Annotated in this window: 32 protein-coding genes, 1 tRNA gene and 1 pseudogene; 24 read left to right on the forward strand and 10 right to left on the reverse strand. The window is 35.4% G+C overall.

Annotated elements, in window-relative coordinates:
• The first annotated feature begins 3 nt into the window (after positions 1–3).
• From NKOR_RS02025 to NKOR_RS02035, 3 genes are all read left to right on the forward strand, one after another.
• Complete coding sequence (locus NKOR_RS02025; RefSeq protein WP_014962696.1) at positions 4–432, forward strand: hypothetical protein; 429 nt, start codon at positions 4–6, stop codon at positions 430–432.
• Between the two features lie 51 nt (positions 433–483).
• Positions 484–584 (forward strand) — tRNA-Ser (locus NKOR_RS02030).
• 185 nt (positions 585–769) lie between these two features.
• Positions 770–1,615, forward strand: a complete 846-nt coding sequence (locus NKOR_RS02035; protein ID WP_014962697.1) for a matrixin family metalloprotease — start codon at positions 770–772, stop codon at positions 1,613–1,615.
• Positions 1,616–1,622: 7 nt separating this feature from the next.
• Here the strand turns inward: NKOR_RS02035 and NKOR_RS02040 are convergent, their stop codons facing one another.
• A complete protein-coding gene (locus tag NKOR_RS02040) occupies positions 1,623–2,933 on the reverse strand; it encodes an NAD(P)/FAD-dependent oxidoreductase (protein ID WP_014962698.1) in 1,311 nt (436 codons plus the stop codon).
• A 91-nt stretch (positions 2,934–3,024) separates the two neighbouring features.
• Here NKOR_RS02040 and NKOR_RS02045 point away from each other — a divergent pair, with 91 nt between their 5' ends.
• Positions 3,025–3,306, forward strand: coding sequence for a hypothetical protein (locus tag NKOR_RS02045; RefSeq protein WP_014962699.1), 282 nt, complete (start codon positions 3,025–3,027; stop codon positions 3,304–3,306).
• Positions 3,307–3,332: 26 nt separating this feature from the next.
• Positions 3,333–3,704, forward strand: a complete 372-nt coding sequence (locus NKOR_RS02050) for a ChuX/HutX family heme-like substrate-binding protein (RefSeq protein WP_016939580.1) — start codon at positions 3,333–3,335, stop codon at positions 3,702–3,704.
• Positions 3,705–3,897: 193 nt separating this feature from the next.
• Here NKOR_RS02050 and NKOR_RS10650 read toward each other — a convergent pair.
• Positions 3,898–4,865: pseudogene (locus NKOR_RS10650) on the reverse strand (2-hydroxyacid dehydrogenase).
• Between the two features lie 51 nt (positions 4,866–4,916).
• Here NKOR_RS10650 and NKOR_RS09875 point away from each other — a divergent pair.
• From NKOR_RS09875 to NKOR_RS02070, 4 genes are read left to right on the forward strand one after another with little or no spacing between them, the layout of a single operon-like run.
• A complete protein-coding gene (locus NKOR_RS09875; RefSeq protein ID WP_014962701.1) occupies positions 4,917–5,063 on the forward strand; it encodes a hypothetical protein in 147 nt (48 codons plus the stop codon).
• Positions 5,064–5,111: 48 nt separating this feature from the next.
• Positions 5,112–7,022 carry a 2-oxoacid:ferredoxin oxidoreductase subunit alpha gene (locus NKOR_RS02060; RefSeq protein WP_014962702.1) on the forward strand — a complete coding sequence of 637 codons (1,911 nt, stop codon included), beginning with the start codon at positions 5,112–5,114 and terminating at the stop codon, positions 7,020–7,022.
• A gap of 1 nt (position 7,023) precedes the next feature.
• On the forward strand, positions 7,024–7,974 hold the full coding sequence (locus NKOR_RS02065) for a 2-oxoacid:ferredoxin oxidoreductase subunit beta (RefSeq protein ID WP_026089943.1): 951 nt from the start codon (positions 7,024–7,026) through the stop codon (positions 7,972–7,974).
• A gap of 51 nt (positions 7,975–8,025) precedes the next feature.
• Positions 8,026–8,466, forward strand: coding sequence for a hypothetical protein (locus NKOR_RS02070; RefSeq protein ID WP_016939583.1), 441 nt, complete (start codon positions 8,026–8,028; stop codon positions 8,464–8,466).
• On the opposite strand, the gene NKOR_RS02075 is transcribed toward NKOR_RS02070, so the two are convergent.
• The gene (locus NKOR_RS02075) at positions 8,459–8,992 is read right to left on the reverse strand and encodes a hypothetical protein (protein ID WP_014962705.1); all 534 of its coding nucleotides are present in this window, start codon (positions 8,990–8,992) and stop codon (positions 8,459–8,461) included. The two genes, NKOR_RS02070 and NKOR_RS02075, sit on opposite strands and share 8 nt — an antisense overlap.
• A 98-nt stretch (positions 8,993–9,090) precedes the next feature.
• On the opposite strand from NKOR_RS02075, the gene NKOR_RS02080 reads away from it, so the two are divergent.
• Positions 9,091–9,417 carry a hypothetical protein gene (locus NKOR_RS02080; RefSeq protein WP_014962706.1) on the forward strand — a complete coding sequence of 109 codons (327 nt, stop codon included), beginning with the start codon at positions 9,091–9,093 and terminating at the stop codon, positions 9,415–9,417.
• Between the two features lies 1 nt (position 9,418).
• On the opposite strand, the gene NKOR_RS02085 is transcribed toward NKOR_RS02080, so the two are convergent.
• Both NKOR_RS02085 and NKOR_RS02090 read right to left on the reverse strand, forming a co-directional pair.
• On the reverse strand, positions 9,419–9,973 hold the full coding sequence (locus NKOR_RS02085; protein WP_014962707.1) for a hypothetical protein: 555 nt from the start codon (positions 9,971–9,973) through the stop codon (positions 9,419–9,421).
• A gap of 45 nt (positions 9,974–10,018) precedes the next feature.
• The gene (locus NKOR_RS02090) at positions 10,019–10,798 is read right to left on the reverse strand and encodes a coenzyme F420-0:L-glutamate ligase (protein ID WP_014962708.1); all 780 of its coding nucleotides are present in this window, start codon (positions 10,796–10,798) and stop codon (positions 10,019–10,021) included.
• A 73-nt stretch (positions 10,799–10,871) separates the two neighbouring features.
• On the opposite strand from NKOR_RS02090, the gene NKOR_RS02095 reads away from it, so the two are divergent.
• From NKOR_RS02095 to leuD, 4 genes are read left to right on the forward strand one after another with little or no spacing between them, the layout of a single operon-like run.
• Positions 10,872–12,143, forward strand: coding sequence for a 3-isopropylmalate dehydratase large subunit (locus tag NKOR_RS02095; protein ID WP_014962709.1), 1,272 nt, complete (start codon positions 10,872–10,874; stop codon positions 12,141–12,143).
• Positions 12,140–12,622, forward strand: coding sequence for a LeuD/DmdB family oxidoreductase small subunit (locus NKOR_RS02100; RefSeq protein ID WP_014962710.1), 483 nt, complete (start codon positions 12,140–12,142; stop codon positions 12,620–12,622). Before NKOR_RS02095 ends, NKOR_RS02100 begins: the two co-directional genes overlap by 4 nt.
• An 8-nt stretch (positions 12,623–12,630) precedes the next feature.
• Positions 12,631–14,046: a 3-isopropylmalate dehydratase large subunit gene (leuC, locus tag NKOR_RS02105; RefSeq protein WP_014962711.1), complete on the forward strand. Its 1,416-nt coding sequence runs from the start codon at positions 12,631–12,633 to the stop codon at positions 14,044–14,046.
• A gap of 1 nt (position 14,047) precedes the next feature.
• Complete coding sequence (leuD, locus tag NKOR_RS02110; protein WP_014962712.1) at positions 14,048–14,632, forward strand: 3-isopropylmalate dehydratase small subunit; 585 nt, start codon at positions 14,048–14,050, stop codon at positions 14,630–14,632.
• On the opposite strand, the gene NKOR_RS02115 is transcribed toward leuD, so the two are convergent.
• The 5 genes from NKOR_RS02115 to NKOR_RS02135 are packed head-to-tail and all read right to left on the reverse strand — an operon-like array spanning position 14,610 to position 17,292.
• Complete coding sequence (locus tag NKOR_RS02115) at positions 14,610–15,329, reverse strand: nucleotidyltransferase family protein (RefSeq protein ID WP_014962713.1); 720 nt, start codon at positions 15,327–15,329, stop codon at positions 14,610–14,612. The two genes, leuD and NKOR_RS02115, sit on opposite strands and share 23 nt — an antisense overlap.
• A 3-nt stretch (positions 15,330–15,332) precedes the next feature.
• Positions 15,333–15,782, reverse strand: a complete 450-nt coding sequence (gene rpsI, locus NKOR_RS02120) for a 30S ribosomal protein S9 (protein WP_014962714.1) — start codon at positions 15,780–15,782, stop codon at positions 15,333–15,335.
• Positions 15,779–16,243, reverse strand: a complete 465-nt coding sequence (gene rplM, locus NKOR_RS02125) for a 50S ribosomal protein L13 (RefSeq protein WP_014962715.1) — start codon at positions 16,241–16,243, stop codon at positions 15,779–15,781. Before rplM ends, rpsI begins: the two co-directional genes overlap by 4 nt.
• The gene (locus tag NKOR_RS02130; protein WP_014962716.1) at positions 16,236–16,583 is read right to left on the reverse strand and encodes a 50S ribosomal protein L18e; all 348 of its coding nucleotides are present in this window, start codon (positions 16,581–16,583) and stop codon (positions 16,236–16,238) included. Before NKOR_RS02130 ends, rplM begins: the two co-directional genes overlap by 8 nt.
• 43 nt (positions 16,584–16,626) lie before the next feature.
• Positions 16,627–17,292: a DNA-directed RNA polymerase subunit D gene (locus tag NKOR_RS02135; protein ID WP_014962717.1), complete on the reverse strand. Its 666-nt coding sequence runs from the start codon at positions 17,290–17,292 to the stop codon at positions 16,627–16,629.
• A gap of 86 nt (positions 17,293–17,378) precedes the next feature.
• Here NKOR_RS02135 and NKOR_RS02140 point away from each other — a divergent pair, with 86 nt between their 5' ends.
• The 10 genes from NKOR_RS02140 to NKOR_RS10270 all read left to right on the forward strand — a co-directional run bounded on the left by NKOR_RS02140 (position 17,379) and on the right by NKOR_RS10270 (position 22,323).
• Complete coding sequence (locus tag NKOR_RS02140; protein WP_014962718.1) at positions 17,379–17,732, forward strand: DUF6659 family protein; 354 nt, start codon at positions 17,379–17,381, stop codon at positions 17,730–17,732.
• A gap of 74 nt (positions 17,733–17,806) precedes the next feature.
• Positions 17,807–18,493 carry a ribosome assembly factor SBDS gene (locus NKOR_RS02145; RefSeq protein WP_026089945.1) on the forward strand — a complete coding sequence of 229 codons (687 nt, stop codon included), beginning with the start codon at positions 17,807–17,809 and terminating at the stop codon, positions 18,491–18,493.
• Positions 18,493–19,173, forward strand: coding sequence for an exosome complex RNA-binding protein Rrp4 (gene rrp4 / locus NKOR_RS02150; protein WP_014962720.1), 681 nt, complete (start codon positions 18,493–18,495; stop codon positions 19,171–19,173). The genes NKOR_RS02145 and rrp4 overlap by 1 nt, the downstream gene beginning before the upstream one ends.
• Positions 19,173–19,907 (forward strand): exosome complex exonuclease Rrp41, encoded by a 735-nt coding sequence (gene rrp41 / locus NKOR_RS02155; protein ID WP_014962721.1) that lies wholly within the window; start codon positions 19,173–19,175, stop codon positions 19,905–19,907. Before rrp4 ends, rrp41 begins: the two co-directional genes overlap by 1 nt.
• A gap of 3 nt (positions 19,908–19,910) precedes the next feature.
• Positions 19,911–20,729 (forward strand): exosome complex protein Rrp42, encoded by an 819-nt coding sequence (gene rrp42, locus NKOR_RS02160; RefSeq protein WP_014962722.1) that lies wholly within the window; start codon positions 19,911–19,913, stop codon positions 20,727–20,729.
• Position 20,730: 1 nt separating this feature from the next.
• On the forward strand, positions 20,731–20,943 hold the full coding sequence (locus NKOR_RS02165) for an eL43 family ribosomal protein (protein WP_014962723.1): 213 nt from the start codon (positions 20,731–20,733) through the stop codon (positions 20,941–20,943).
• A complete protein-coding gene (locus NKOR_RS02170; RefSeq protein WP_014962724.1) occupies positions 20,927–21,172 on the forward strand; it encodes a KEOPS complex subunit Pcc1 in 246 nt (81 codons plus the stop codon). Before NKOR_RS02165 ends, NKOR_RS02170 begins: the two co-directional genes overlap by 17 nt.
• A 23-nt stretch (positions 21,173–21,195) precedes the next feature.
• Positions 21,196–21,585, forward strand: coding sequence for a prefoldin subunit beta (locus tag NKOR_RS02175; protein WP_014962725.1), 390 nt, complete (start codon positions 21,196–21,198; stop codon positions 21,583–21,585).
• A 53-nt stretch (positions 21,586–21,638) separates the two neighbouring features.
• A complete protein-coding gene (locus tag NKOR_RS10265) occupies positions 21,639–22,076 on the forward strand; it encodes an ERCC4 domain-containing protein (RefSeq protein ID WP_232212248.1) in 438 nt (145 codons plus the stop codon).
• 46 nt (positions 22,077–22,122) lie between these two features.
• Positions 22,123–22,323, forward strand: a complete 201-nt coding sequence (locus tag NKOR_RS10270) for a helix-hairpin-helix domain-containing protein (RefSeq protein ID WP_238535972.1) — start codon at positions 22,123–22,125, stop codon at positions 22,321–22,323.
• Positions 22,324–22,325: the final 2 nt, after the last annotated feature.

Consider the following 22,325-nt stretch of genomic DNA (forward strand, 5'->3'; position numbering starts at 1 on the left):
CTTGTGACATTTGTCGGAATCGGAATACTTGCTGGATTGTCATTTGGAATCTATCTGATTGATTTCAAAAACACTAGTCAACTTGTATATGTTGAGGGACCTGGAATTTCAATTGTCACTGAAAAACTTGATTTCAAGAAAGGTGAAGAGATTAAAATTAAAATCATAAACACTGGTACTGTTCCACTGACATTCTCTAATACGTCATATGGATTGCGAATCACAGGACTATCTGGTATTCTAATGCATACTCCAACTTCTGCACAAGTAATATCTGAGTTAAAACCAAATGATGAAGTTGAACTTTCATGGGATCAAATAAAAAATGATGGTGATACTGCCTTAGAGGGGCTTTACAAGATTTCTGCAAAAGGATTTGATCCAATGGGAGAAAAAGTAGAGCATTCAACCACTGTAACAATCTGGAAGTAGTAACACAATTTATAATCAGATTCTAAAAACTAAATTTGTCGCAAGACTTGTGCCGGGGTCGCCTAGCCTGGTAGGGCGCGCGCCTGGAAATTGTTAACCATAAAGCGCGTTCTCGCAAGGGAACGGGAGTTCAAATCTCCCTCCCGGCGCCATAAAACCATTTGAATCTAATTTACTTTCTGCTTTATTGCTAGGCATTGTGCCAGATCATCATTATCTGAGAAATCTCCAACGATCTGAAAAAACCCGGTTTTCAATCCTAACTATTATTTCTTTATGATGTTGTGATATTATTTCTACGTAAAGGTTAAATCTAAACCCCAAGAATAATCTGCGGATGAAAAGAGCAATAGTTGCAGTATTGTCTACTGTTTTACTTTTATCACTTATTCCAAATTATAATTCATTTGCTGACAAGCCAGATAATGTTGGCAATCCAGAACCCATTTCGATTGAAAAACTCTTGGAACCAAAGTCAATTAAAATGGCTGATGGTAGAGTTCTAGAAAAACGTGTTCATATTTTCCCTAATGATAATGCTGCAAAACCAGACGGCAAAGGTGGCCCACCAGATGGAAAAGGTGGTGGCAACAAAGGCTCTGCATGTTATTCAGAAATATCAAAGGGTGCTAAATGGAAGTCAAGTATTGGCGAATCCTATATTATTGATGATTCAAATTCAGGACTAGCATCTGGTGTTGCTTTAGCAGGAATTGAATCAAGTATTTCATCTTGGGAATCTGAGATAACTTCTGGAACTAGTGTATTTGGTTCAGGCTCTGAAGGTATACTTGATCCTGTTGCAATTGCAAATGCACAAACCCCTTCTGGTACAAATGAAATTGTGTTCGCACCACTTAGTAGCTCTGGAACAATTGCAGTAACAATTACCTGGGGATACTTTTCAGGTCCACCTGGCGCAAGAGAAATTGTAGAATGGGATCAGATTTACAATACTTATTGGAATTGGGGTAATGCAGGTCCAACTAATGAAAACGAATTGGGAGATACAAATGTGATGGACTTTGAAAATATTGCTGTACATGAAGTAGGGCATGCAACAGGTCTTGATCATTCTGGTGATTGTGTTGAAGAAACTATGTATGCATATGCTCAAAACGGCGAAACAAAGAAAAGAACTCTTAATACCGGAGATATTGCAGGAATAAACTCGCTTTATTAGATTTTCATTATTTTTTCTCTAATTTTTCAATTATGTCTAAAAATTTCCATGGACCACATTGCCCATCTGTAGATTCGCTTGAAAATAGTCCTGATTGGTGCAGGTGATTCACAATATGTGCTGCAAATGGTAATGCCCCAGTTGCTCCTGGAGAATTATAGTTTAGGATGTGAAATGATGATTCCTCGTCAAGTAAAATTACATCTGATTCAAATTTCCCTTTTTCATTAATTATCGATGAACGAATACCTGCGGTTCCCTTTTCTGTAATTTTATCTGCATTGATTTTTGGCAAGAATCTTCTTACTCTCTCAACCATTGCTGATTTTGACATTGATGATTGTATTTCATTCATTGCAAGCTCCTGAAATTGTTTGTCAAAGATTGCCTTTCTTGCACCTGAACCCAACATCTCTAACATTTTTGGAACAAACTCTTTGATGTTTTCAGTTTTGTTGTATCCATATGGGCTAAAGACAGGAACTGCGTTGGGACCTATTTCACAACTTCCGTCGACTCTAATTATCCAGTGTGGATCCAAAAACGGATACTCTGGAAATTCTGGCACTGAATAGATGCTGGTTTTAGTCAAGTTGTTGTATTCCCTTGGTGCTTTCCAATACTCTCCTCTAAAATGAACATCTGTGAAACATGTTGCAACTCCAACATTATGTGCAATATCAATTGCTTCTCCTCCTGCAGCATTGATTAAAAATTCTGTGAAAATTTTATGTTCTCCATTTAATGTAATTTTCCATTTTCCATTTTCTTTTTCTATCTTTGTTACCTTGCTGTCTAAAAGAAATGTGGTTCCATTCTCTTTACTGTCTTTCATTAATGCTTTAGTGTATTTTGCATAGTCTGCAGAACCATCTTTGTAAACATAAAGTGCTGCTTCACATTTTATCTCAGGTTCTATTTTCTTTATCTCTGATTTTTCCATTAATTCAATATCGTTTTCTTTCAATCCGTTTTGCTTTCCCCATTTGAGATATTTTTCTAGAACCTTGATTCCTTTTTTGTCTAAGGCAACTTCGATTACTCCGTCTTTTTTGAATGGCAAATCATGTATCTTGGAATATTCCTTCCACATGTCAAATCCGTGAAATGCAGCATTTGCAAACATCTTTTTCTTTTCAGGATTGTATAGATACGGAGCATGTATCTTTCCTGTGTTTCTACCACTGGTGTGAAAAGCAACATTTTGAGCTTGCTCTATTACTGCTATGTTTTTTGACTTGTTGAGAAATGATAGAAAATATGATATGGATGTTCCAAGAATACCTCCTCCAATAATTACCACATCAAAAGTATGCACCAACAGATTTCACTTTAATTTCACTTTAGTGGATAATAAATGGAATCAATAACAATCAAGGTTAATATCTAATAAAATTTCAAATTAAGTTGTGTTACCTGACAAGTGTTCTGTAAGTAAAGAAGGAAAGCAATGTCCAAGTCCGCCTGAATTTATTGTATCTATAATTGATGGAAAAGATGAGTATATGGTTGGAGTTACATGTGGAAGACACAAGCAGATTGTTTCGGGGAAGATTGGATTTTTACAAAAAGAAGGTAAAATTCATGAAGGAAAGGTTACTTTTTCAGAGGTAAAAGCAGTAGGCACTGATTGTATTCATGGTGATGAGGATGATTTTGTCCAAATTGATATGAATCGAAGTAAAAATTGAAATAATTTCTAATCTTATTGAAAATATTGCTTTTTGAATTGTTATCTGATATTGTAAAAATTAAAGACATTTTGTTTGTTGTCAAAAGCCAAGGTGTTACTAGTGAAATTAGGAGTCCTCTCAGTATTAGACAAAAAGAAAAATGGATTACAATGGGGGAAAATGATGGACCTGCACATATGCATGTTGATTCAGAATTGATCAATTCTGCAGAATTCGTACAAGAAGAAAAACCTGAACGCACAAGTTTTAGTGTAAGATTTTACGATAAAGATGGACAAAGAGTTTTGGCGGCATATTTTACAAAAATGTATGATGATTCTAAAACGTTAATTCCTGAAAGAAAAAAAGTGTATGAACAATTAAATCAAAAATTTTCTTCTAAAATTAATTTTTAAAAAAAACCTTGTCTGAAAAAGACAAGGAGAAAAAATATTATTCTTGTAATTTCTTCTTCTTTTCTTTTTCAGATTGTAGTTTAGCTAATTCTAATTCTTCGTTTGTATGTTTGAATTTTTTCAATCTATCCAATATCCAGAGTTTAGATATAAAAACTCGTCATTATTTTTGGCCATGTTTTGGGCGTGAACTTCAGTATCCTACTGAGTAGATCGGCTTTTTACCATTTATCCCTAAATTGAGATTTTTAACAGTAATTTCTGCCATTTTGGCTCTGGTCTCTTTGGTTGAACTTCCTATGTGTGGTGTCAAGACTGCGTTTTGTAGCTTAGCAAGTGGATTATTCTTGTCAATTGGTTCTTGTTCAAAGACATCTAGTCCTGCACCTGCAATGATCTTTTTCTTTAATGCTATTACAAGATCTTTTTCGTTTACAACTTTGCCTCTTGACGTGTTAATCAAAAATGCTGTTTTTTTCATTTTTCTAAAAATTTTCATGTTAAACATCCTGTCTGTCTCTTTTGTATGTGGAACATGAATTGAAATTATATCACTTTCAGATACTAGCCTTTCAAATGAGGCGTGTTTTACTCCAAGTGATTTTTCTTTAGACTTTGATAAACGATTTCTGTTGTGGTATATTATATTCATGTCAAATGCTTTTGCTCTTTTAGCAAGCGTTTTTCCAATTCTTCCCAAACCCAAAATTCCTAATGTCTTTCCTTGCAGATCAAATCCTACATAGTCATATGCGCCATAGATTACTTTCCATTTTTTATCTCGAATGATTCTGTCTCCTTCTGATGTTCTTCTTAATACGTCAATTAATAATGAAAAAGATAAATCTGCTGTTGCATCCGTTAAAACCTCTGGTGTGTATCCTACTCTGATCTTTTTTCTTTTGCATATTTTGTATCAATATGATCAAAACCTACACTGTATGTGCTAATGACCTTAAGATTATTTGCCAAATCAATTACATCTTTGTTTATTTTATCATATGGAAAACAGATTAACCCCTCAACATCTTTAATTTTTGATCGTAACTTTGTCTGTGGGATGGGAATTTTTCCTTTGTGAACTTCAATTTGATATTTCTTTTTTAACTCCTTTAAAGCAAAGTCATGAAGTGTTCTTGTTAGAAAGACTTTCTTTTTCATAAACATGAGATTCATCTCAAACCATTTATACGATTTCCTTCTAAATTCTTCATGTCTTCTGAAACAAAAGAAGAAGAGGAATTTGCAATTTGTGTAGAATGTGGTAATTCTATTGAAAAATGTGTTTGTGTTTGTCCCTATTGTGGTGAGCGAGATAAGTGCAAATGTGCATTGTTTGATGCAGCAACCGGAGGATAAGAATTTGGTAAAATTGCTTATTGTTATGCATTTTGTAGGTGAACAACTATGAGTTCTGTTGATTTTACATGGTTAATTGGAGGTCCTCAGGGTAGCGGGGTTGAATCTGGCGCAAATATCTTCTCTAGGGTTTGTGCTGAAATGGGTTATCAAGTATTTGGAAAAAGAGAATTTTATTCAAACATCAAGGGGGAGCATAGTTATTTTGCTGTAAGAATATCTGATCAAAAAATTCATTCAAATGTAAATGATGTAACATTAATGGCATCTTTTGATGCTGAAACAATCTTCCGTCATTATGATGAAGTTATTTCAGGTGGTGGAATAATTTATGATACGGATCTTGAAGATATAACTACTGATAAGGTCCATACACTTGATGATCCCTTCAAACAAAGACTACACAAAGAACTAGAATCCCATAACAAACCATTTTCAGTTGCTGGTGTTTTAGAAATTGCAAAAGAAAAAGGTGTTTTATTGTATCCTGTATCCTTCAAGTCTATTCTTGAAACACTAGCTGAAGAGACTGAAAATCCACGTCTAAAGGGATTGATTAGGATGTTCAATGTTATCGGTGTCTCTCTATCATTGGGATTAGTCAAAATGCCTACTGGCTCGTTACAAAAAACAATCGGAACGATTTTTTCAAATAAGCAAGAGATTGCAAAAATTAATCAACAAGCTGCAAACTATTCTTATAATTATGCAACTGCAAAATTTGAAAATTTTAATCATACCTTAACTGGAATTCAAAAAGAACCTGAAACACTTTTGGTTCAAGGATTTCAAGGAACAGCGTTGGGAAAAATGGCATGTGGTTGTAGAATGCAATCATACTATCCTATAACTCCAGCTTCAGATGAATCTGTATTTTTAGAATCAAATGAAATTTTGGAGATAATAGATGACCGTCCTGGTTCTACTGCAGTTATTCAAACTGAAGATGAGATTTGTGCTATAGGTATGGCCATTGGTAGCGCTTTGACTGGAACGCGTTCAGCAACCTGTACTTCTGGTCCGGGGTTTTCTTTGATGGCTGAGATGCTAGGTTGGGCAGGAATAAATGAGGTGCCCATAGTGATTACCAATTATCAAAGAAGTGGACCTTCAACTGGATTGCCAACACGACACGGACAAGATGATTTACTTTTCTCAGTTTATGCTGGTCATGGTGATTTTCCAAAAATTGTTTATGCTTCAGGTGACGTTGAAGAGAGTTTCTATGATACTGGAAACGTTTTCAATTATGCTGATGTTTTTCAGGTTCCAGTCATTCATCTGATGGATAAATTCATTGCAAGTTCTGTTGTAACTTGCAAAAGATTTGACACCTCTAAAATCTCAATTAACCGAGGAAAACTCTTAGAAAAAGTAGAAGATGGGTATCAGCGATTTGCATTTACTGATGATGGTGTGTCTCCCCGCTCAAGATTGGGAATTGACAATGGAATTTTCTGGAATACTGGAGATGAATCCGATGAGGCTGGCCATATTTCGGAAGATCCTATACTGCGTGCAAAGATGATGGATAAGAGAATGTCTCGCCTTGACTTGATTCTCAAAGAGATTCCAGATGTAGAAAAGGCTGTTTCTTTTGGTGTTGAGGACTATACTATAATTTCATGGGGTTCTGCAAAGGGACCAATAATTGATGCAATTGAAATGCTCAAAAAAGAAGGAATTTCTATTGGGTTTGTACAACTCAAACTTTTACACCCATTTCCTGGTGATTACATTTCATCTTTACTAAAAGACGCAAAGACAATCATTGATGTTGAAGCAAATTATTCTGCACAACTAGGGAAATTATTCAAACAAAATGTAAAAAGAGACATCGATTATTCTATATTAAAATACACTGGCAGAGCAATGACTAGTACTGAAGTTTATGATTCACTTAAGAAAATTGTTGAAAACAAGGCAGATTCTAGGGAGGTTTTAATGCATGGCGCTTAAGATGGCAGACTTCAAAACTGATGTCCATAATGATTGGTGTCCTGGATGTGGTGATTTTGGAATTGTAAATGCTATTCAGATGGCCCTAGCTGAAATGGGGGTTCAAAGAGATAAAACTACAATATTTTCTGGAGTTGGGTGCTCTGGTAAGACATCTCACTTCATCAATACATATGGTGTACATACTTTACATGGTAGAGTCTTAACGTTTGCACAAGGAGCCAAAATTGCAAATCCAGAAATGACTGTTGTTGCAGTTGGTGGTGATGGTGATGGTTTGGGAATAGGTGCGGGACATTTTGTTGCAGCAGGCAGACGTAATGTAAACATGACCTACATAATATTTGATAATGGTGTTTATGGATTGACAAAGGGACAAGCGTCTCCCACATTAAAGCTTGGAGAGAAGACAAAATCACTTCCTTCTCCAAACACAAATTATAATGTTAATCCCATTGGATTGGCAGTTGCAAGTGGTTTTACATTTGTTGCACGTGGTTATTCTTATGATGTGCGACACCTCAAAGATCTAATTATTCAGGCAGTAAAACATAATGGCCTTTCATTCTTAGATGTACTGCAACCATGTCCAACTTACAATGATCTTAATACCAGAGATTGGTATGCTGGAACTGATTTAGTAGATGAAGCACAAAAAAGACATTCAAGAATTTACAAACTAGAAGAGCATGGATATGATCCTGCAGTTCATTTTAATGAAGAGGCAGAAGTAAATGAAAAACTTTCGCAGTCTCTGATTAAATCACTTGAATGGGGAAACAAGATTCCAATTGGTGTATTTTACAAAAATGAAATCATCACTCCTTATACTGTTAGATTAAGAGATAAAATTCCAAATTATTTGGAAAATCCTCCTGCAAAACAAAACATTGCTAAAAATGGATTCTCTAATGCTGATATCTCTCAAATTCTAGATTCACTTGAAGTATAATTTGTTATCCCAAACCAAACAGGTTATAGGCAAGTTTTGTAGAAGTGTATTTTGCATTTGAATATCAACGAGGCAAATACAATCTTCCGAAAATCTATAATCAAGGGTTTTTTTGAACCCCAACTGGTTAACCTAGATTTTAAAAAATCATCTGTAAAACACCCGGTCATAAATGATGATGGTCTTATGCAATCTGATTTGCTTCACATATTTTTTGATGTAGATACCGGTTCTGATTATCCTGATGGTGATGAATGGTTTATTGTAGATATGTTGTTTCCGCATGACGTAAAATTGCCTGATAACCTCAAAGGAACTGATTACTTTACAACCCTTTCAGTAGATGATGGAAAAACATACTGGCACCATCGTGAATTAATTCGCTACAAATATGGGAAATCAAAAAAACTCGATCATGCCTTGGAATTTTTAGAATCAAAATACAAGGAACTTCATGAATTACTGGAACCACTGCAAAAAGATCTTACTTGATTTCTTTCCAAGAATCGCCTTTAAACATAAATTGTTTTTCTGCAGAGGACGCTGTGTTTAATCTCCATCTAATTGATTTTGAATCAAACTTGTAACTTACTTCTGTAACATCTGATGGAATTTTTTGAGGATCAAGGTGATAAGGTAATAATTCTAAAACAGAATCAATTTTCTCTATTGCATTGTCAAACCACTGTTTGTCTTCTGTGTCAATTGTAAAGCCTATTTTTGGATTGCCAGAAAAATTAATGACAATTTTTAATGCATTTCCGCTACCTCTTCTCCTCTTCATCTCTTTGAATACCGCCTTTACTTTTTCCCAGCGCTTAAAATCAAACCATTGAAAAAATGCATCATTAAATGTAAGTGGTATATCTACATCTAAGAAACTTACAAAATCATCATCATTTGCTTCTATTTCATCTTGAATTATAGTGAAATGAGAATTTAGAAATCCATACAACACTTCAATTTCCCATGGTGAAATGCCATAGTAACACAATGTTACATTTAGATTTTCAGACAATGATCTCTAGTCTTAAAAATTGTAATTAAAGCTTCAATATGCTAAAATTCGAATAAATTGACCTTAAAATTAAAATTAGATGGAAAGACAGCCTCTTTATGAAAAAAGAGTATGTAGTAAGAAGTATTGATGCTGCCCCTGATGGCGCACCATATGTGATTGTATCGTTATCTTCTGTAAAAGATCTAAAAGAAGGAACTCAGAACCCTCAAAACCCTTTTGGCAGTCCTAAAGTCATGGGATTTTCAAACATGAATGATATGATGAAGGATCTTAACAAAATGTTGTCAGGAATGGGTGGTATGGGAATGCAAAGTGGAGTTACTCAATTAAAACTAGAAATGCATGAATACAAAGAGATGGGTCTTTCAGTTGGAGACAAAGTCTTTCTAGAATTAAGTAAAGCAGAATCTCTTGGTGTATGACCTAGAGTATAGTGTTGAAATATTTCCAAGCATAAAATGCAGCTACAGTTCCAATAACAAAGAGCATTGGTTTCCATGCAAATACTGGAAGGCTAGGCGTTGAAAGTTTTACTTTGTAGTTATCCACAATCGCATGAACATTTTTCTTAATCTTATCATGCCATATGCTATACTCTACTTGGTATTTTTTTAAAATCTCTTCTACTTCGTAAACAACTGGAGTTCTTTGTGAGAATAAATGCTGAAGATAATCTCTTGAGACCTCAACTTCTGCATGAATCCCGATCAGCCCTTTTTTGAGGTCTACCATTCTTACATGCATCTCCCATGGTTTTTTTAGTTTCAGATTCAAACCACTTCCTATTTGATCAGGTTGTTTGTGTTCAAATTTTACCTTGGTGAATCCCTCATCAGTAAAAATCTTCATCAATTCATCAAAACTCTTCTTTACAACAACATGCAGTTGTTCTACTCCTTCTGTACTGTCAACTCCAATCTTGTGTTTTAATCCATCTAGAAATGATACTGTCTTTGGATATGTTGTAAGATATTCCAATATTTTGGTGGATGAAATACCTATATTTAAAGCAGAACAACAAAATTACTGGCTTTTTGGAGGATTTGAAAGACCTCTGACATACACGCATTGTTCAGGATCTATTGCCATTTCTGACGAATCTATTTTTCTATCTGTTAGGGTTGCACCGGAGTTTCTAACTATTGCAAACGGCTTTGATTCTGCACCTTCTCCCATCTTGTGGTTTGCAATTGTTGCCAAGTTATCTACAACTGCCTGAAATGTTACTTTTAGTGGATTGCCATCAAGATCTTTTTTGGATCTCATATCTAGTACTGGCTCGATACCTGCACATGCAATTGCAACACCGGATGTTCCAATTCTTGCAGGCATCAATCTACTGTCAACTAGAATAACTCCTACGTGAATTGAATTCTTTAGAAAAATCTTTCTTCTAAGTTGTTCTGCTACCAAGTATGGGTTTTCTGGATAAAGAATCACTTTACCTTTTTTTGCATTAGACTTGTCTATTCCTGCATTTGGTGCCATTATGTTATCTGATGATGTAATGACAAATCCTCCTATCCCTCCAAAAATTTTATCTGATTCTCTAATTACCACTTCTGCAATCTCTGGTCTTAGTTGGTATTTTTTTGAAATATCTAATCCTTTATCTGAAATTGAAATTTTATCAAGATCTATGATTCTTCCTTGTGAATTTGAGATATATTTCGTTGAAATTACTATGACATCTCCATCTTGTAGTTCAACATTGTTTTTTTCTAGTGTTTTTAGAAATACCTCAAAAACGTCAAATTTCTCACTCATTCTATCTGCTAATAGAGGTAAAACAGTTAATTGCACAACAATATTAGGACCTTTTTCTTTTTTATTGTTCTGAAAAGCTTTTAATCTCTAAAAGAGGGGTTTTTTGATTATGAACATTGTTGAAAAGATTCTTGCACGTGCATCAGGAAAATCGCAAGTCACACCTGATGATGTAGTGTTTGCAAATGTCGATAAAGTTATGGTTCACGATGTTTCAGGTCCTGGTGTTATCAAAGTATTTGACAAATTAAAAAACAAGGGTGTTGATGTCAGTAAATTATGGGATCCATCAAAGGTTTGGGTTGCAGAAGATCACTTTGTCCCATCTGCTGAAAAAGTATCTGCTGAAAATATTGTAAAATTATCAAATTTTACAAAAAGTTATGGAATTGAAAAACATTTCAAATATGGAATGGGACAATATGGAATTTGTCATACGTTATCTCATGAAGAGGCATTGGTTATGCCTGGTGATGTCTATGTTGGCGGTGATTCTCATACTAACACAACGGGTGCACTAGGTGCATTTGCATGTGGATTGGGCCATACTGATGTTGCATATGTTTTACTTAATGGAAAAATTTGGTTTAAGGTTCCAGAAACAGACTATTTTAAACTAAACGGAAAACTCCCCGATCATGTTATGGCCAAAGATTTGATCTTGAAAATTATTGGTGATATTGGCACTGATGGTGGAAACTATAGAACAATGCAGTTTGGAGGTTCTGGAATTGATGAGATGTCTGTTGAAAGTAGATTGACTTTATGTAACATGACTACTGAAGCTGGTGCAAAAAATGGAATTGTAGAGGCTGATCAAAAAGTTGTGGATTATCTTGCAAGTAGAGGTGCAACAAATGCTCATGTGTTTAGAGGGGATGATGATGCTCAATATGCAAATGTGTATGAATATGAGGCATCTAAACTAGAACCTCTTGTTGCAAAACCATTTTCTCCTGAAAATATTGCAGTTGTTAGAGAAGCTCCCTCTGTAGAACTAGACAAGTCATACATTGGTTCTTGTACTGGTGCAAAATATGAGGACTTGGAAGCTGCAGCAAAAATTCTCAAAGGAAGAACTGTGAAGATTAGAACAGAAATCCTTCCTGCATCTATCTCTATTTACAAACGTGCAATGGAAAACGGATTACTTTCAATTTTCTTAGATGCTGGAGTGACAGTTGGTCCCCCAACATGTGGGGCATGCTGTGGTGCACACATGGGAGTGTTGGCCAAAAATGAAATTTGTATAAGCACTACAAACAGAAACTTCCCTGGAAGAATGGGTCATGTTGAATCAGAGACATACCTATCATCTCCAATGGTAGCAGCTGCTTCTGCAGTAACTGGAAAAATTACTGATCCGAGGGATTTACAATGAAAGGAAATGTCATAAAATACGAACGGGATAATATCGATACTGATGTGATTATCCCTGGACAATACCTAAAAGTTCATGATTATGCAGAACTTGCAACTCATGCAATGGAAGGATTGGATCCTGACTTTCACTCTAAAGTCAAAGAAGGTGATTTTATTTTATCTGGAAAAAATTTTGGATGTGGATCGTCACGTGAACATGCTCCAATTGCATTATCTCATTCCGGAGTAAAGGCTGTGTTGGCATTGTCTTTTGCTAGAATTTTTTATAGAAATTCTGTAGATGGTGCATTTTTGTTACCTATTGAAATTGAAGAAGATGCTTACAAGGGAATCTCCGAAGGTGATGAAATTGATATTGACATCAACAAAAATGAAATCAATAATCTAACAAAAAATCAAACATACAAGATGAAGCCTTTCTCTGAAATTATTGGAAAAATAATTGAAGCAGGTGGTCTCTTTAACTACAAACCATAGGGTCTAAAATGGGAAAAACACTTTTTGAAAAAATTTGGGATGCTCATGTTGTTGTTGAAAAACAGTCTGGACCTTCTTTAATTTACATTGACAGACATTTAGTTCATGAAGTAACATCTCCTCAGGCCTTTGATGGGCTTAGGATGAACAACAGGAAGGTTAGAAGACCTGATCTTACCATTGCCACAATGGATCACAATGTTCCAACAACTGACAGAGGACTTCCAATTTTAGATCAGACATCATCCGTTCAGATTCAAACCCTAGAAAAAAACTGCCACGATTTTGGAATTAAATTATTTGATATCAACAGTCCAAACCAAGGAATAGTACATGTTATTGGTCCTCAGCTAGGAATCACTTTACCTGGTTCTACAATTGTCTGTGGTGATAGTCATACATCAACTCATGGGGCATTTGGTGCACTAGCATTTGGAATTGGAACAAGTGATGTAGAACATGTTTTAGCATCTCAAACTTTGTGGTTAGAAAAACCAAAACCATTTGAAATTAGAGTGGAGGGAAAACGAAAGAATTCTCATGCAGTTACTGCTAAAGATGTTGTATTGTCTATTATCAAAAACATTGGCACTGGAGGAGGCACTGGAACAGTAATTGAATATCGTGGTGAAGGAATTGAAGATCTTTCCATGGAACAAAGAATGACTGTATGCAATATGTCTATTGAAGCAGGAGCCCGTGCGGGGTTGATTGCTCCTGATGAGAAGACATATGACTATTTGAGAGGTAGGCAATACACCCCAAAAAATTTTGAGTCTCTTGTAGATTATTGGAAAGAAAATCTGAAGACTGATGATGATGCAAAATTTGAAAAACAATTCACATTACACATTGATGATATTGCACCTCAAGTAAGCTGGGGAACAAATCCTGGAATGACATGTGATGTAACAGAATCTGTTCCAACACCTGATGAATTCTCTAAAGGTGATTCTAATCAAAAGAAGGGTGCAGAAAAAGCACTTGATTATATGGACCTAAAACCTGGAACTCCAATAGAAGAAATAAAAATTGATAGGGTGTTTATTGGTTCTTGCACTAATGCAAGAATAGAAGATCTGGTTGAAGCGTCAAAAATAATCAAAGGACAAAAAGTTTCTCCTAATGTTCGAGCTATGGTTGTACCTGGTTCTCAAATGGTGAAAAAACAAGCAGAAGAAATGGGTCTTGATAAAATTTTCATTGATGCTAATTTTGAATGGAGAGAATCTGGATGTAGTATGTGTCTTGGAATGAATCCTGATATCTTGTCTCCTGGTGAAAGATGTGCTAGCACATCTAACCGAAATTTTGAAGGAAGACAAGGTACAGGTGGACGAACTCATTTGGTTAGTCCCGTTATGGCAGCAGCAGCTGCAATTCATGGGCATTTTGTTGATGTAAGGAAGATGGATTTGAGCTAAAATGGAACCTTTTAAGAAAACAAAAAGTATTGTGACTCCACTTGACAAGGTAAATGTTGACACTGATCAAATTGTGCCAAAACAATTTCTAAAATTAGTGCAAAAGTCTGGATTTGGAAAATTTTTGTTCTTTAATTGGCGATATGATGAAAATGAGAAACCAAAATCAGATTTTGTATTAAATGATTCAAAATATGATGGCTCTAAAATCTTAGTTGCAGGTGATAATTTTGGATGTGGTTCTAGCCGTGAACACGCAGTATGGGCCCTGCAAGATTATGGGTTTGCAGTGATTATTGCTCCCTCTTTTGCTGATATCTTCTTTAGCAACTGTTTTAAAAATGGAATCTTGCCTATTTCACTGGATCAAAAAATTGTAGAAAAACTACAGCATGAAACACAACCAATTGAAGTTGACTTGGAACACCAAACAATCAAAACTTCTTCTGAAACCATATCTTTTGAAATTGATTCTCACAAAAAGAAAATTCTCTTAGAGGGGCTAGATGACATTGCACAGACATATCAATATGAAAATGAAATTTCTGAATTTGAAAAACAGTCTATAATCCCATCTGTTTTATGATTTTTCTTACCGTCTTTTGGTTTCTTTCCAAGTAAGAAGGAGACTCTGCATCAATCCATTCATTGTCTCCAATATCAAAAGCACTAACTTTTCCCTCTTTTGATAGTTGTTGTAATATATCGTATGAGAGATTGATCTCTTTCTGTTTTTTCTTTGACTTTATTTTTTTGATAATGTCTTCTCCAAGCATGTATACCCCTAAACATTCAGATAACTGCAATTTCATTACTGGCTTTTCTTTGAACTCTTTGATAATTCCATCTTCTACTGATGCAAATCCTGTTTCTTCTTTTCTTTTTGTTCTAGTTGCAATACATGCAGAACTCTTTTTTTTGCTAAATACCTCTTTCATTTTTTTAAGATCTATTGCACACAAATTATCTACAAACCATAACACAAATTCAGATTCTCCTTTGAGTTTTTCTTCAACATGTAACAGATCCCCCCCGGTACCACTCTGTGAATCCTGAACAAAAGAAATGTTTTTTTGATTTCCGTAATAGTTTTTGATTTGACCTCCCAACCCTTCAAAATCAGAGATTATGATGATCTCTTTTATGAAACTAAATTTTTGCAGATATCTTATCACGTAATCTATGACTGGTTTTCCATTAATTGGTGTCATTGCCTTTGGAAAGAATTCTGTATATGGCTTGCCTCGTGTACCTTTGCCCCCGGCTAAAATTATTGCCTTCACAGTCTAACGATATGATTTTTGTTTTCTTCTTCTTGCACCAGGTCCGCCAAACTTCTTTGGCTCTTTTCTTCTGGCATCACCGCTGATTAGATATTTGTCATAATCTGTGATTCTCTTTCTAAGGTCTTCTCTAGTTGATTTTGGGAATGGATGATCTTTTGGATCTTTCTTTGATTTTGTCCATCCTGTTAGGGCTCTAGAGATTGCAGTTGCAACAGCGCTTGCTTGTCCCATGAAACCTCCTCCTCTTACTCTAACAGAGATGTCGATTTTGTCTCTTAAGTCACCTGTGATTTCAAGTGGTGCTAAAATTACCTCACGAGCAGTTTCTTGTGGAATCATTTCAACTGGTACATTGTTAATTCTAATCTTACCCTGTCCTTTAGTAATGTAAACATGTGCACTAGATGTTTTTCTAGTTGCAAAATAAATTTCAGTTTTTGGTGTTGTCATTCAGTCCACCCTATCACTCTGCACAATTCTCCCATTGTGGTGTAGTTTGATGCAGATTTTTTAATTTTTGCTTTTTCAAATTGAATCTTTTCAAATGATTTTAATTCTTTTGGAGAGCCAATGTATGTTCTTAGTCTTTTATGTGCTGAAATTCCTGATGGTTTTTTTTCATATGGTAACATTCCTCTAATCATTTTTGTGATTATTGTGTCTGGTCTTCTGTAGTGTACAGGACCATGTTTTGGATTAATAATGCTGTTGATTTCTAAAAATTCTCTATATTCTTTAATCAAATTTGATCTAGTTCCACTGTACATGATCTTCTCACAATTTACCAGTGAAACTCTATGTCCTTGTTTTAGTAATTTTGCAACATTTGATGACAGTCTACCTGCAATATGATTAGTTGCATCTACAACAATTGGTCTGTCTGTTCTGACAACCGTTTCTTGACTAGCCAAGTAATACGACTCCTTTACCTGTTGGGTTCTGTTCAATGAGTTCAGAATAACTGATTAGTTTTCCACCATTCTCGATAATTTTGTTAGCTGCAGAATTTGAAATTGAAAATGAACATAATGTGATTTTATGAGGCACATTGCCTGTTCCAAGAACCTTTCCTGGAAATACTACAGTGTCATTTTCTTTGGTTAGTTTGCCTATCTTATTCAAATTGATGTCTCTTCTGGCAATAGATGGTTTTAGCGCATATTCGGCTAATTTTGCCCAAATTGGAGCCTCGTTTTTAGCTGATGCTGATTTTAAATCCTTTGCCATACGTATAACTACTTGATTAGTCATGTGAATAATGCGGTTTAAAACCCAAATATAACGTATATGCTTTTTATTCGCTAATTTGACCGATTGTATCTTTGAATTCTGACAATCTGTTACTTACTTCTTCTACCCCTGATAAGATGATCTGTTCTGGATTGAGAGCTCCTGTTGATTCAACAGTGAGGATTCTTTCATCTTCTTTGTCAGTCTCTGTCAGCATTGAAATGTTTGCAGAGTTCCATTTTGCATGCTCTGTGCCGCGTCCGAGTCTTGCATAGCATTCAATTTTGATTTTCTGACCTGGTGCAAGTTCTACTATTGGAATTTTGTCTGATATTGGAGTAATTGAATCGTCTTCAGATGATATTTCATTAGATAGAACTGTTCTTGTAACGTCAGAGTCGCCTGAATCTAAAACTAACATTACCTTGCAATTTGAACATCCTGCTTCACTCTGACATTCACATTTTGATGGTTCGTTGAATCTACTCAAATCTGTTTTGAGTGGTATGAGACCTAATCTATGTGCCAAACCCTCATCTGGTAAAACAGATGTATTTTCAATAATATCTACTGTGTCAATTGCAAATACTGGCACTCCATTAAGACAAACCCGTCTGAGGGCATTTGCATACTGCAATGGAACACCTTTGAGCTTCAAAGCTATTTTTTGATTATCTTTGCTAATTACCTCTAAGGATGACAAATCTTGATGAAAATCTTCAAAGTCCACATAAAAATCTAGCTAGTCTTGAGTGTGGACTGCCTTTATCCGTACTCTGGAAAAATGCTTAAGTCAGTATTTTTTCTAAAAAACTTGTGGATTTTGAAAAATTATGTTCTGATATACTGGATTTGGATTCTTCTATTAGATACGCTGCTATTCAAAATAATGCTGGCGTCAAAATCACTGGTGGATTTAGAGATGGTGTTAGTCCAATTCTTAGTGATGAGGAGATTCAGATGATGCACTACCATGCATCCCAAAGATGGCAGACTAGAAAAAACATTGAACACAAAATAGGTCCTGCAAAGTATGCCTTTGCAGAGTATGATAAAATTAAGCGAATAACCTTTCCTCTTGATGAAAAACATCTTTTGATGATTACAACTGAAACTAATACTGATCATGCAAATGTCATTAAAAAAATACTTGAATTGGTCAACAACTAACATTGCGTAATCTAGAAACTTTCTAAAATGTTATGTGTAGAGATAAATACCAAATTGTCATACCTTCTTTAGAAATGGCCGATGTGACAGTTGCAAGGTTCTCTTTTGAAGGAGAGAAATTTGAGATATTGGTAAAACCAGATCCTGCATTAGAATACAAGCTGGGAAAGAAGAAAGATATTTCAGCAATTTTGGTTTCTGAAGATATATACACTGATTCAGGAAAAGGCACAAAACCTTCCACTGAAAAACTACTCAAAGCTTTCAAGACTGAAGATCTGACAGAGATTGCTCAAATAATTATGCAGAAAGGTGATCTTAATCTTACAACTGATCAAAGACGAAAAATGATCGAAGACAAGAAAAAACAGATTGTGTCGTACATTGCAAAGACATACGTGGATCCTAAAACTCACTTGCCTCATCCTCCTTTGAGAGTTGAACAAGCAATGAAAGATGGACGAATTTCAGTTGATCCTCAAAAAAATGTTGAAGAACAAGTAAAAGATATCGTAGATAAACTTCGTTCAATAATTGCTCTAAAATCTGAAAATTTGCAATTGGAGATTATCATACCAGCACAATATGCTTCGCAATCATATGCTGTTCTAAAATCCGTAGGTTCTCTGAAAAAAGAAGAATGGCAAAATAATGGTTCTCTAAAAGCAATACTTGAAATACCCGCTGCAGCAAGGCCAAACGTGATCGACAGATTAGGTTCTATAACCAAGGGGTCTGCTTCAGTTGAGGTAATACAATAATGGCAGATAAGAGAAAATACGTTATTCCCGGCGATGTTGTAACTACAGGACCTTTTAGACCTGAACAAAATGTAATTCTTGAAGGAAACAAAATAATCTCTACTACTATTGGAATCTCTGAAATTTATGATGACTCTGTTCGTGTAATCCCATTAACTGGAAAATATATTCCAAAAATTAACGATCTTGTAATTGGTAAAGTCAATTCACATACTTCTTTGTCTTGGGAATTAGATATCAATTCATGTTATGTTGGATTTTTGCCAGCACAGGATGTTTTTGGACGTGACTTTTCAGCACATGCTGATGAACTTGCTACCAAACTAAAAACAGGAGATCTTGTTGCTGCAAGAATTGCAAACTTTGATAGAACAAGAGATCCATTAGTCTCAATTTCTGATAGGGACTTGGGCAAAATTGATTCTGGTGATCTGGTGGAAATCTCTCCAAGCAAAGTCCCACGCCTAATTGGAAAGAAAGGCAGTATGATTCAAATGATTGAAGAGGCCACTGATGCAGCAATTACAATTGGTCAAAATGGTTGGGTTGTAGTTTCATGTGAATCCCCAGAGGGATTATTAAAGGCTAAAAAAGCAATTCAAATGGTCAATGAGCAAGCACATGTTGCAAATTTGACTGATCAAGTGAAAGAAATGTTAGATAAAAAAGGTGAATCATAATGGGTGGAAGAGAAGCAACAATGGTCCTTATGGACGAAAATGGAAAACGTTGTGATGGACGTACCGTTGATGAACCAAGAAGAATTATGATTAAAGCTGGAGGGCTAAAAAATGCAGATGGTTCTGCTTACATTGAATTTGGAGATAATAAAATACTAGTTGGAGTTTTTGGCCCAAGAGATGTTCATCCAAAACACATGTCAAACACTGACACCGGAATTTTGAGAGTTAGATATCATATGGAACCATTTTCTGTTGGTGAAAGAAAAAACCCTGCTCCATCAAGAAGAGAGATTGAAATTTCCAAAGTAATCAAAGAAGCATTAGAGCCTGCAGTTATGCTAGACAAATTCCCAAGAACCGCAGTAGATGTATTTATCGAAGTTTTGCAAGCTGATGGTGGAACTCGTTGTGCAGCCTTAACTGCAGCATCTGTTGCATTAGCTGACGCAGGAATTCCAATGAGGGATATGGTTGCCGCAATTGCTGCAGGAAAAGTTGCAGATACTGTGATTCTTGATGTTAATAATGAAGAAGACCAAGCAGGTCAAGCAGATATGCCAATTGGATACATGCCAAATCTTGAAAAAATCACTCTATTACAATTAGATGGTGTACTTACTCCTGAAGAATACAAAAAATGTGTTCAAGTTGGAGTAGATGGATGTAAACTAGTTTATGAATTACAAAAGAAAGCACTCAACGACAAATATTTTGGAAATAAAGGAGATTAAGAAATGACATCACATACTGTTATCGATGAACTAAAGAGAAATCAAATCCTTGAACTATTAGAACAGGGAAAAAGAGTTGATGGCAGAGCATTAGATGAGGTAAGAGATATTTCTATTGAAACAAACGCAATTCCAAAAGCAAATGGTTCTGCAAGAGTTCGATTAGGTGATACTGAAGTTGTTTGTGGTGTTAAAATCCAACCAGACAGACCTTTTCCAGATACTGGTGACAAAGGTCTTTTCATTTGTACTGCTGAATTATTGCCGCTATCTCATCCTACTGTTGAAACAGGCCCCCCAGGACCTGAAGTAATTGAATTGGCAAGAGTTGTGGATAGAGGAATCAGAGAAAGTCATATGGTTGATGTTTCACAATTAGTAATTGAAAAAGACAAATCTGTAATCGGTGTTTTTGCAGATAATGTTGTTGTTGATTATGATGGAAATCTCTTTGATGCATGTTCTTATGCAACAACTGCTGCATTGCTTTCATCAAAAAGCCCAAAATGGAATTGGGTTAATGATGCCCCTGCATTAGTTGAAGGGGAAGACACACAAGTTCCAATTACTACAATTCCTGTATCGGTAACTATGGCTAAAATTGGAAAACACATTATCGTTGATCCTAATGGTGATGAATGGGAAAGTATGGATGCAAGAATTACAATTACTAGCGATTCTGACGGAAATATCTGTGCCTTACAAAAAGGAGGAGATGATGGATTTACACAAGAAGAAATTGTACAGTGTGGCGAAATCTCAGTTAGAGTAGGCGCAAAAATTAGAGAAAAATTAAAAGCAGCTCAGCAGGCAGGTCAATAAAATGGCAAAAGGAAAGAAATCTCTTAAGGGTCTTGGTGCAAGATACGGAATTAAGATCAGAAAACAATATACCAAAATTCATCTTCAACTAAAAGAAAAACGAGCATGTCCTGAATGTGGTTCGCAATCATTTGGACGAGATGCCGTGGGAATTTGGTCTTGTAAAAAATGCAGCTTCAAAGTAGCTGGAACAGCATATGACGTTAAACTTTAGCGCAAAAATTACCGTTGACGCAAAAGACAAAACAAAAGCAATTTTTGACTCTGTAAATACTGATAACGAGTTTTATCCTGAAAATCCAGTAAAAACCAAAATTAAACTAGACAAAAAAATCATTATTTCAGTTGAATCTGAACATCTCCCACACCTTAGAGCAAATCTAAACTCTACTTTAAGACTAATCCAAGCAAGTAATGATTCTATTGAATCGGTAAAGATATAATGAAACAAACTTTGTGATAAAATATGTCAGCAGGACAAATGCCTCCATGGCTTCAAGAACAATTGATGAAATTACAACAGTCTCAACAAAACCTTCAATCCATCATGACTCAAAAACAACATCTTGAAATGGAAAAAGCCGAGACTGAAAAAGCTCTTGAGGAACTAAAGAAAGTTGGCGATGCTGATGCAGTTTTCAAACAAGCAGGAACCGTCTTGTTAAAATCAACAAAAAAGGAACTAATTGATGAATTAGAAGAAAAACAAGAGATGGCAAAAACTCGTGCCACTGTACTAGAAAAGCAAGAGATTCGTGTCAAAGAAACTCTCAAAGAGCAAGAAGCAAAGATAACTGAAATGATGAAGAGTGGTTCAGCAGAATCTCCAAAACCTGAAGATAATCCTAGAAAATAATCTCAAAAACAATTTTCATATAAGATATTAACAATTCTTTTCAACTATTATTTGTGAACTTAGAGAATCTCAGGATTATTGTAGATGAGAGGGAGAGAAAAAGCGGAATTCCTGAATTGCTAAAATCCGTTGGCTTGAATCTTGAAATGAAAACACTTCCAATAGGTGACTATATTGTTGCGCCTGAAACAGTTGTTGAACGTAAGAGTATTCGTGATTTAATGGCGTCTGTTTTTGATGGCAGACTATTTGATCAATGCACCAGACTAAAGGAGCATTTTGAAAATCCTATTGTTCTAATGGAGGGAAATGTCGATGAGATTGAAGAGATTGCAGAAAACCCTTTGATCTTTTATGGTGCAATCTCTACTGTTGTTCTTGATTTTAAAATTCCAGTAATCCCAACCCCTAGTGCAACACACACTGCAAAACTATTGGTGTCTATGTGTTCCAGAAAGGATGCTCCAAAAGGACCATATCTTAAAAAATAAAAAATCATCTGATTTAGAACGACAACAGCTTTCAGTTCTTTGCAGTTTGCCTGGTGTTGGTGAAAAGTTTGCTGTAAGAATGCTTGAAAAGTTTGGAACTCCTCTGAATGTTTTTGCTGCAACTACATCTGAACTTGCAAAAGTAGAAGGATTGGGTGAATCTCGCGCAAAGAAAATCAAAAAAACCTTAGACTCTAAAAGCAAACACCTCAAAAAATCTAACCAAAAAACACTACATGATTCTTGAGG

The sequence above is a fragment of the Candidatus Nitrosopumilus koreensis AR1 genome (assembly GCF_000299365.1).
GTDB classification, from domain to species: Archaea; Thermoproteota; Nitrososphaeria; order Nitrososphaerales; family Nitrosopumilaceae; genus Nitrosopumilus; species Nitrosopumilus koreensis.

Bases quoted from the DNA above. Each gene is read 5' to 3' on its own strand.
- rrp41 (WP_014962721.1), top strand. From the start codon at position 19,173: ATGGGTGGAAGAGAAGCAACAATGGTCCTTATGGACGAAAATGGAAAA.
- NKOR_RS02035 (WP_014962697.1), top strand. From the start codon at position 770: ATGAAAAGAGCAATAGTTGCAGTATTGTCTACTGTTTTACTTTTATCA.
- leuC (WP_014962711.1), top strand. From the start codon at position 12,631: ATGGGAAAAACACTTTTTGAAAAAATTTGGGATGCTCATGTTGTTGTT.
- NKOR_RS02065 (WP_026089943.1), top strand. From the start codon at position 7,024: ATGGCAGACTTCAAAACTGATGTCCATAATGATTGGTGTCCTGGATGT.
- NKOR_RS02100 (WP_014962710.1), top strand. From the start codon at position 12,140: ATGAAAGGAAATGTCATAAAATACGAACGGGATAATATCGATACTGAT.
- NKOR_RS02170 (WP_014962724.1), top strand. From the start codon at position 20,927: ATGACGTTAAACTTTAGCGCAAAAATTACCGTTGACGCAAAAGACAAA.
- NKOR_RS02165 (WP_014962723.1), top strand. From the start codon at position 20,731: ATGGCAAAAGGAAAGAAATCTCTTAAGGGTCTTGGTGCAAGATACGGA.
- NKOR_RS02130 (WP_014962716.1), bottom strand. From the start codon at position 16,583: ATGACTAATCAAGTAGTTATACGTATGGCAAAGGATTTAAAATCAGCA.
- NKOR_RS02095 (WP_014962709.1), top strand. From the start codon at position 10,872: ATGAACATTGTTGAAAAGATTCTTGCACGTGCATCAGGAAAATCGCAA.
- NKOR_RS02060 (WP_014962702.1), top strand. From the start codon at position 5,112: ATGAGTTCTGTTGATTTTACATGGTTAATTGGAGGTCCTCAGGGTAGC.
- rpsI (WP_014962714.1), bottom strand. From the start codon at position 15,782: ATGACAACACCAAAAACTGAAATTTATTTTGCAACTAGAAAAACATCT.
- NKOR_RS02145 (WP_026089945.1), top strand. From the start codon at position 17,807: ATGGCCGATGTGACAGTTGCAAGGTTCTCTTTTGAAGGAGAGAAATTT.
- leuD (WP_014962712.1), top strand. From the start codon at position 14,048: ATGGAACCTTTTAAGAAAACAAAAAGTATTGTGACTCCACTTGACAAG.
- rrp42 (WP_014962722.1), top strand. From the start codon at position 19,911: ATGACATCACATACTGTTATCGATGAACTAAAGAGAAATCAAATCCTT.
- NKOR_RS02175 (WP_014962725.1), top strand. From the start codon at position 21,196: ATGTCAGCAGGACAAATGCCTCCATGGCTTCAAGAACAATTGATGAAA.
- NKOR_RS02080 (WP_014962706.1), top strand. From the start codon at position 9,091: ATGAAAAAAGAGTATGTAGTAAGAAGTATTGATGCTGCCCCTGATGGC.
- rrp4 (WP_014962720.1), top strand. From the start codon at position 18,493: ATGGCAGATAAGAGAAAATACGTTATTCCCGGCGATGTTGTAACTACA.
- NKOR_RS09875 (WP_014962701.1), top strand. From the start codon at position 4,917: ATGTCTTCTGAAACAAAAGAAGAAGAGGAATTTGCAATTTGTGTAGAA.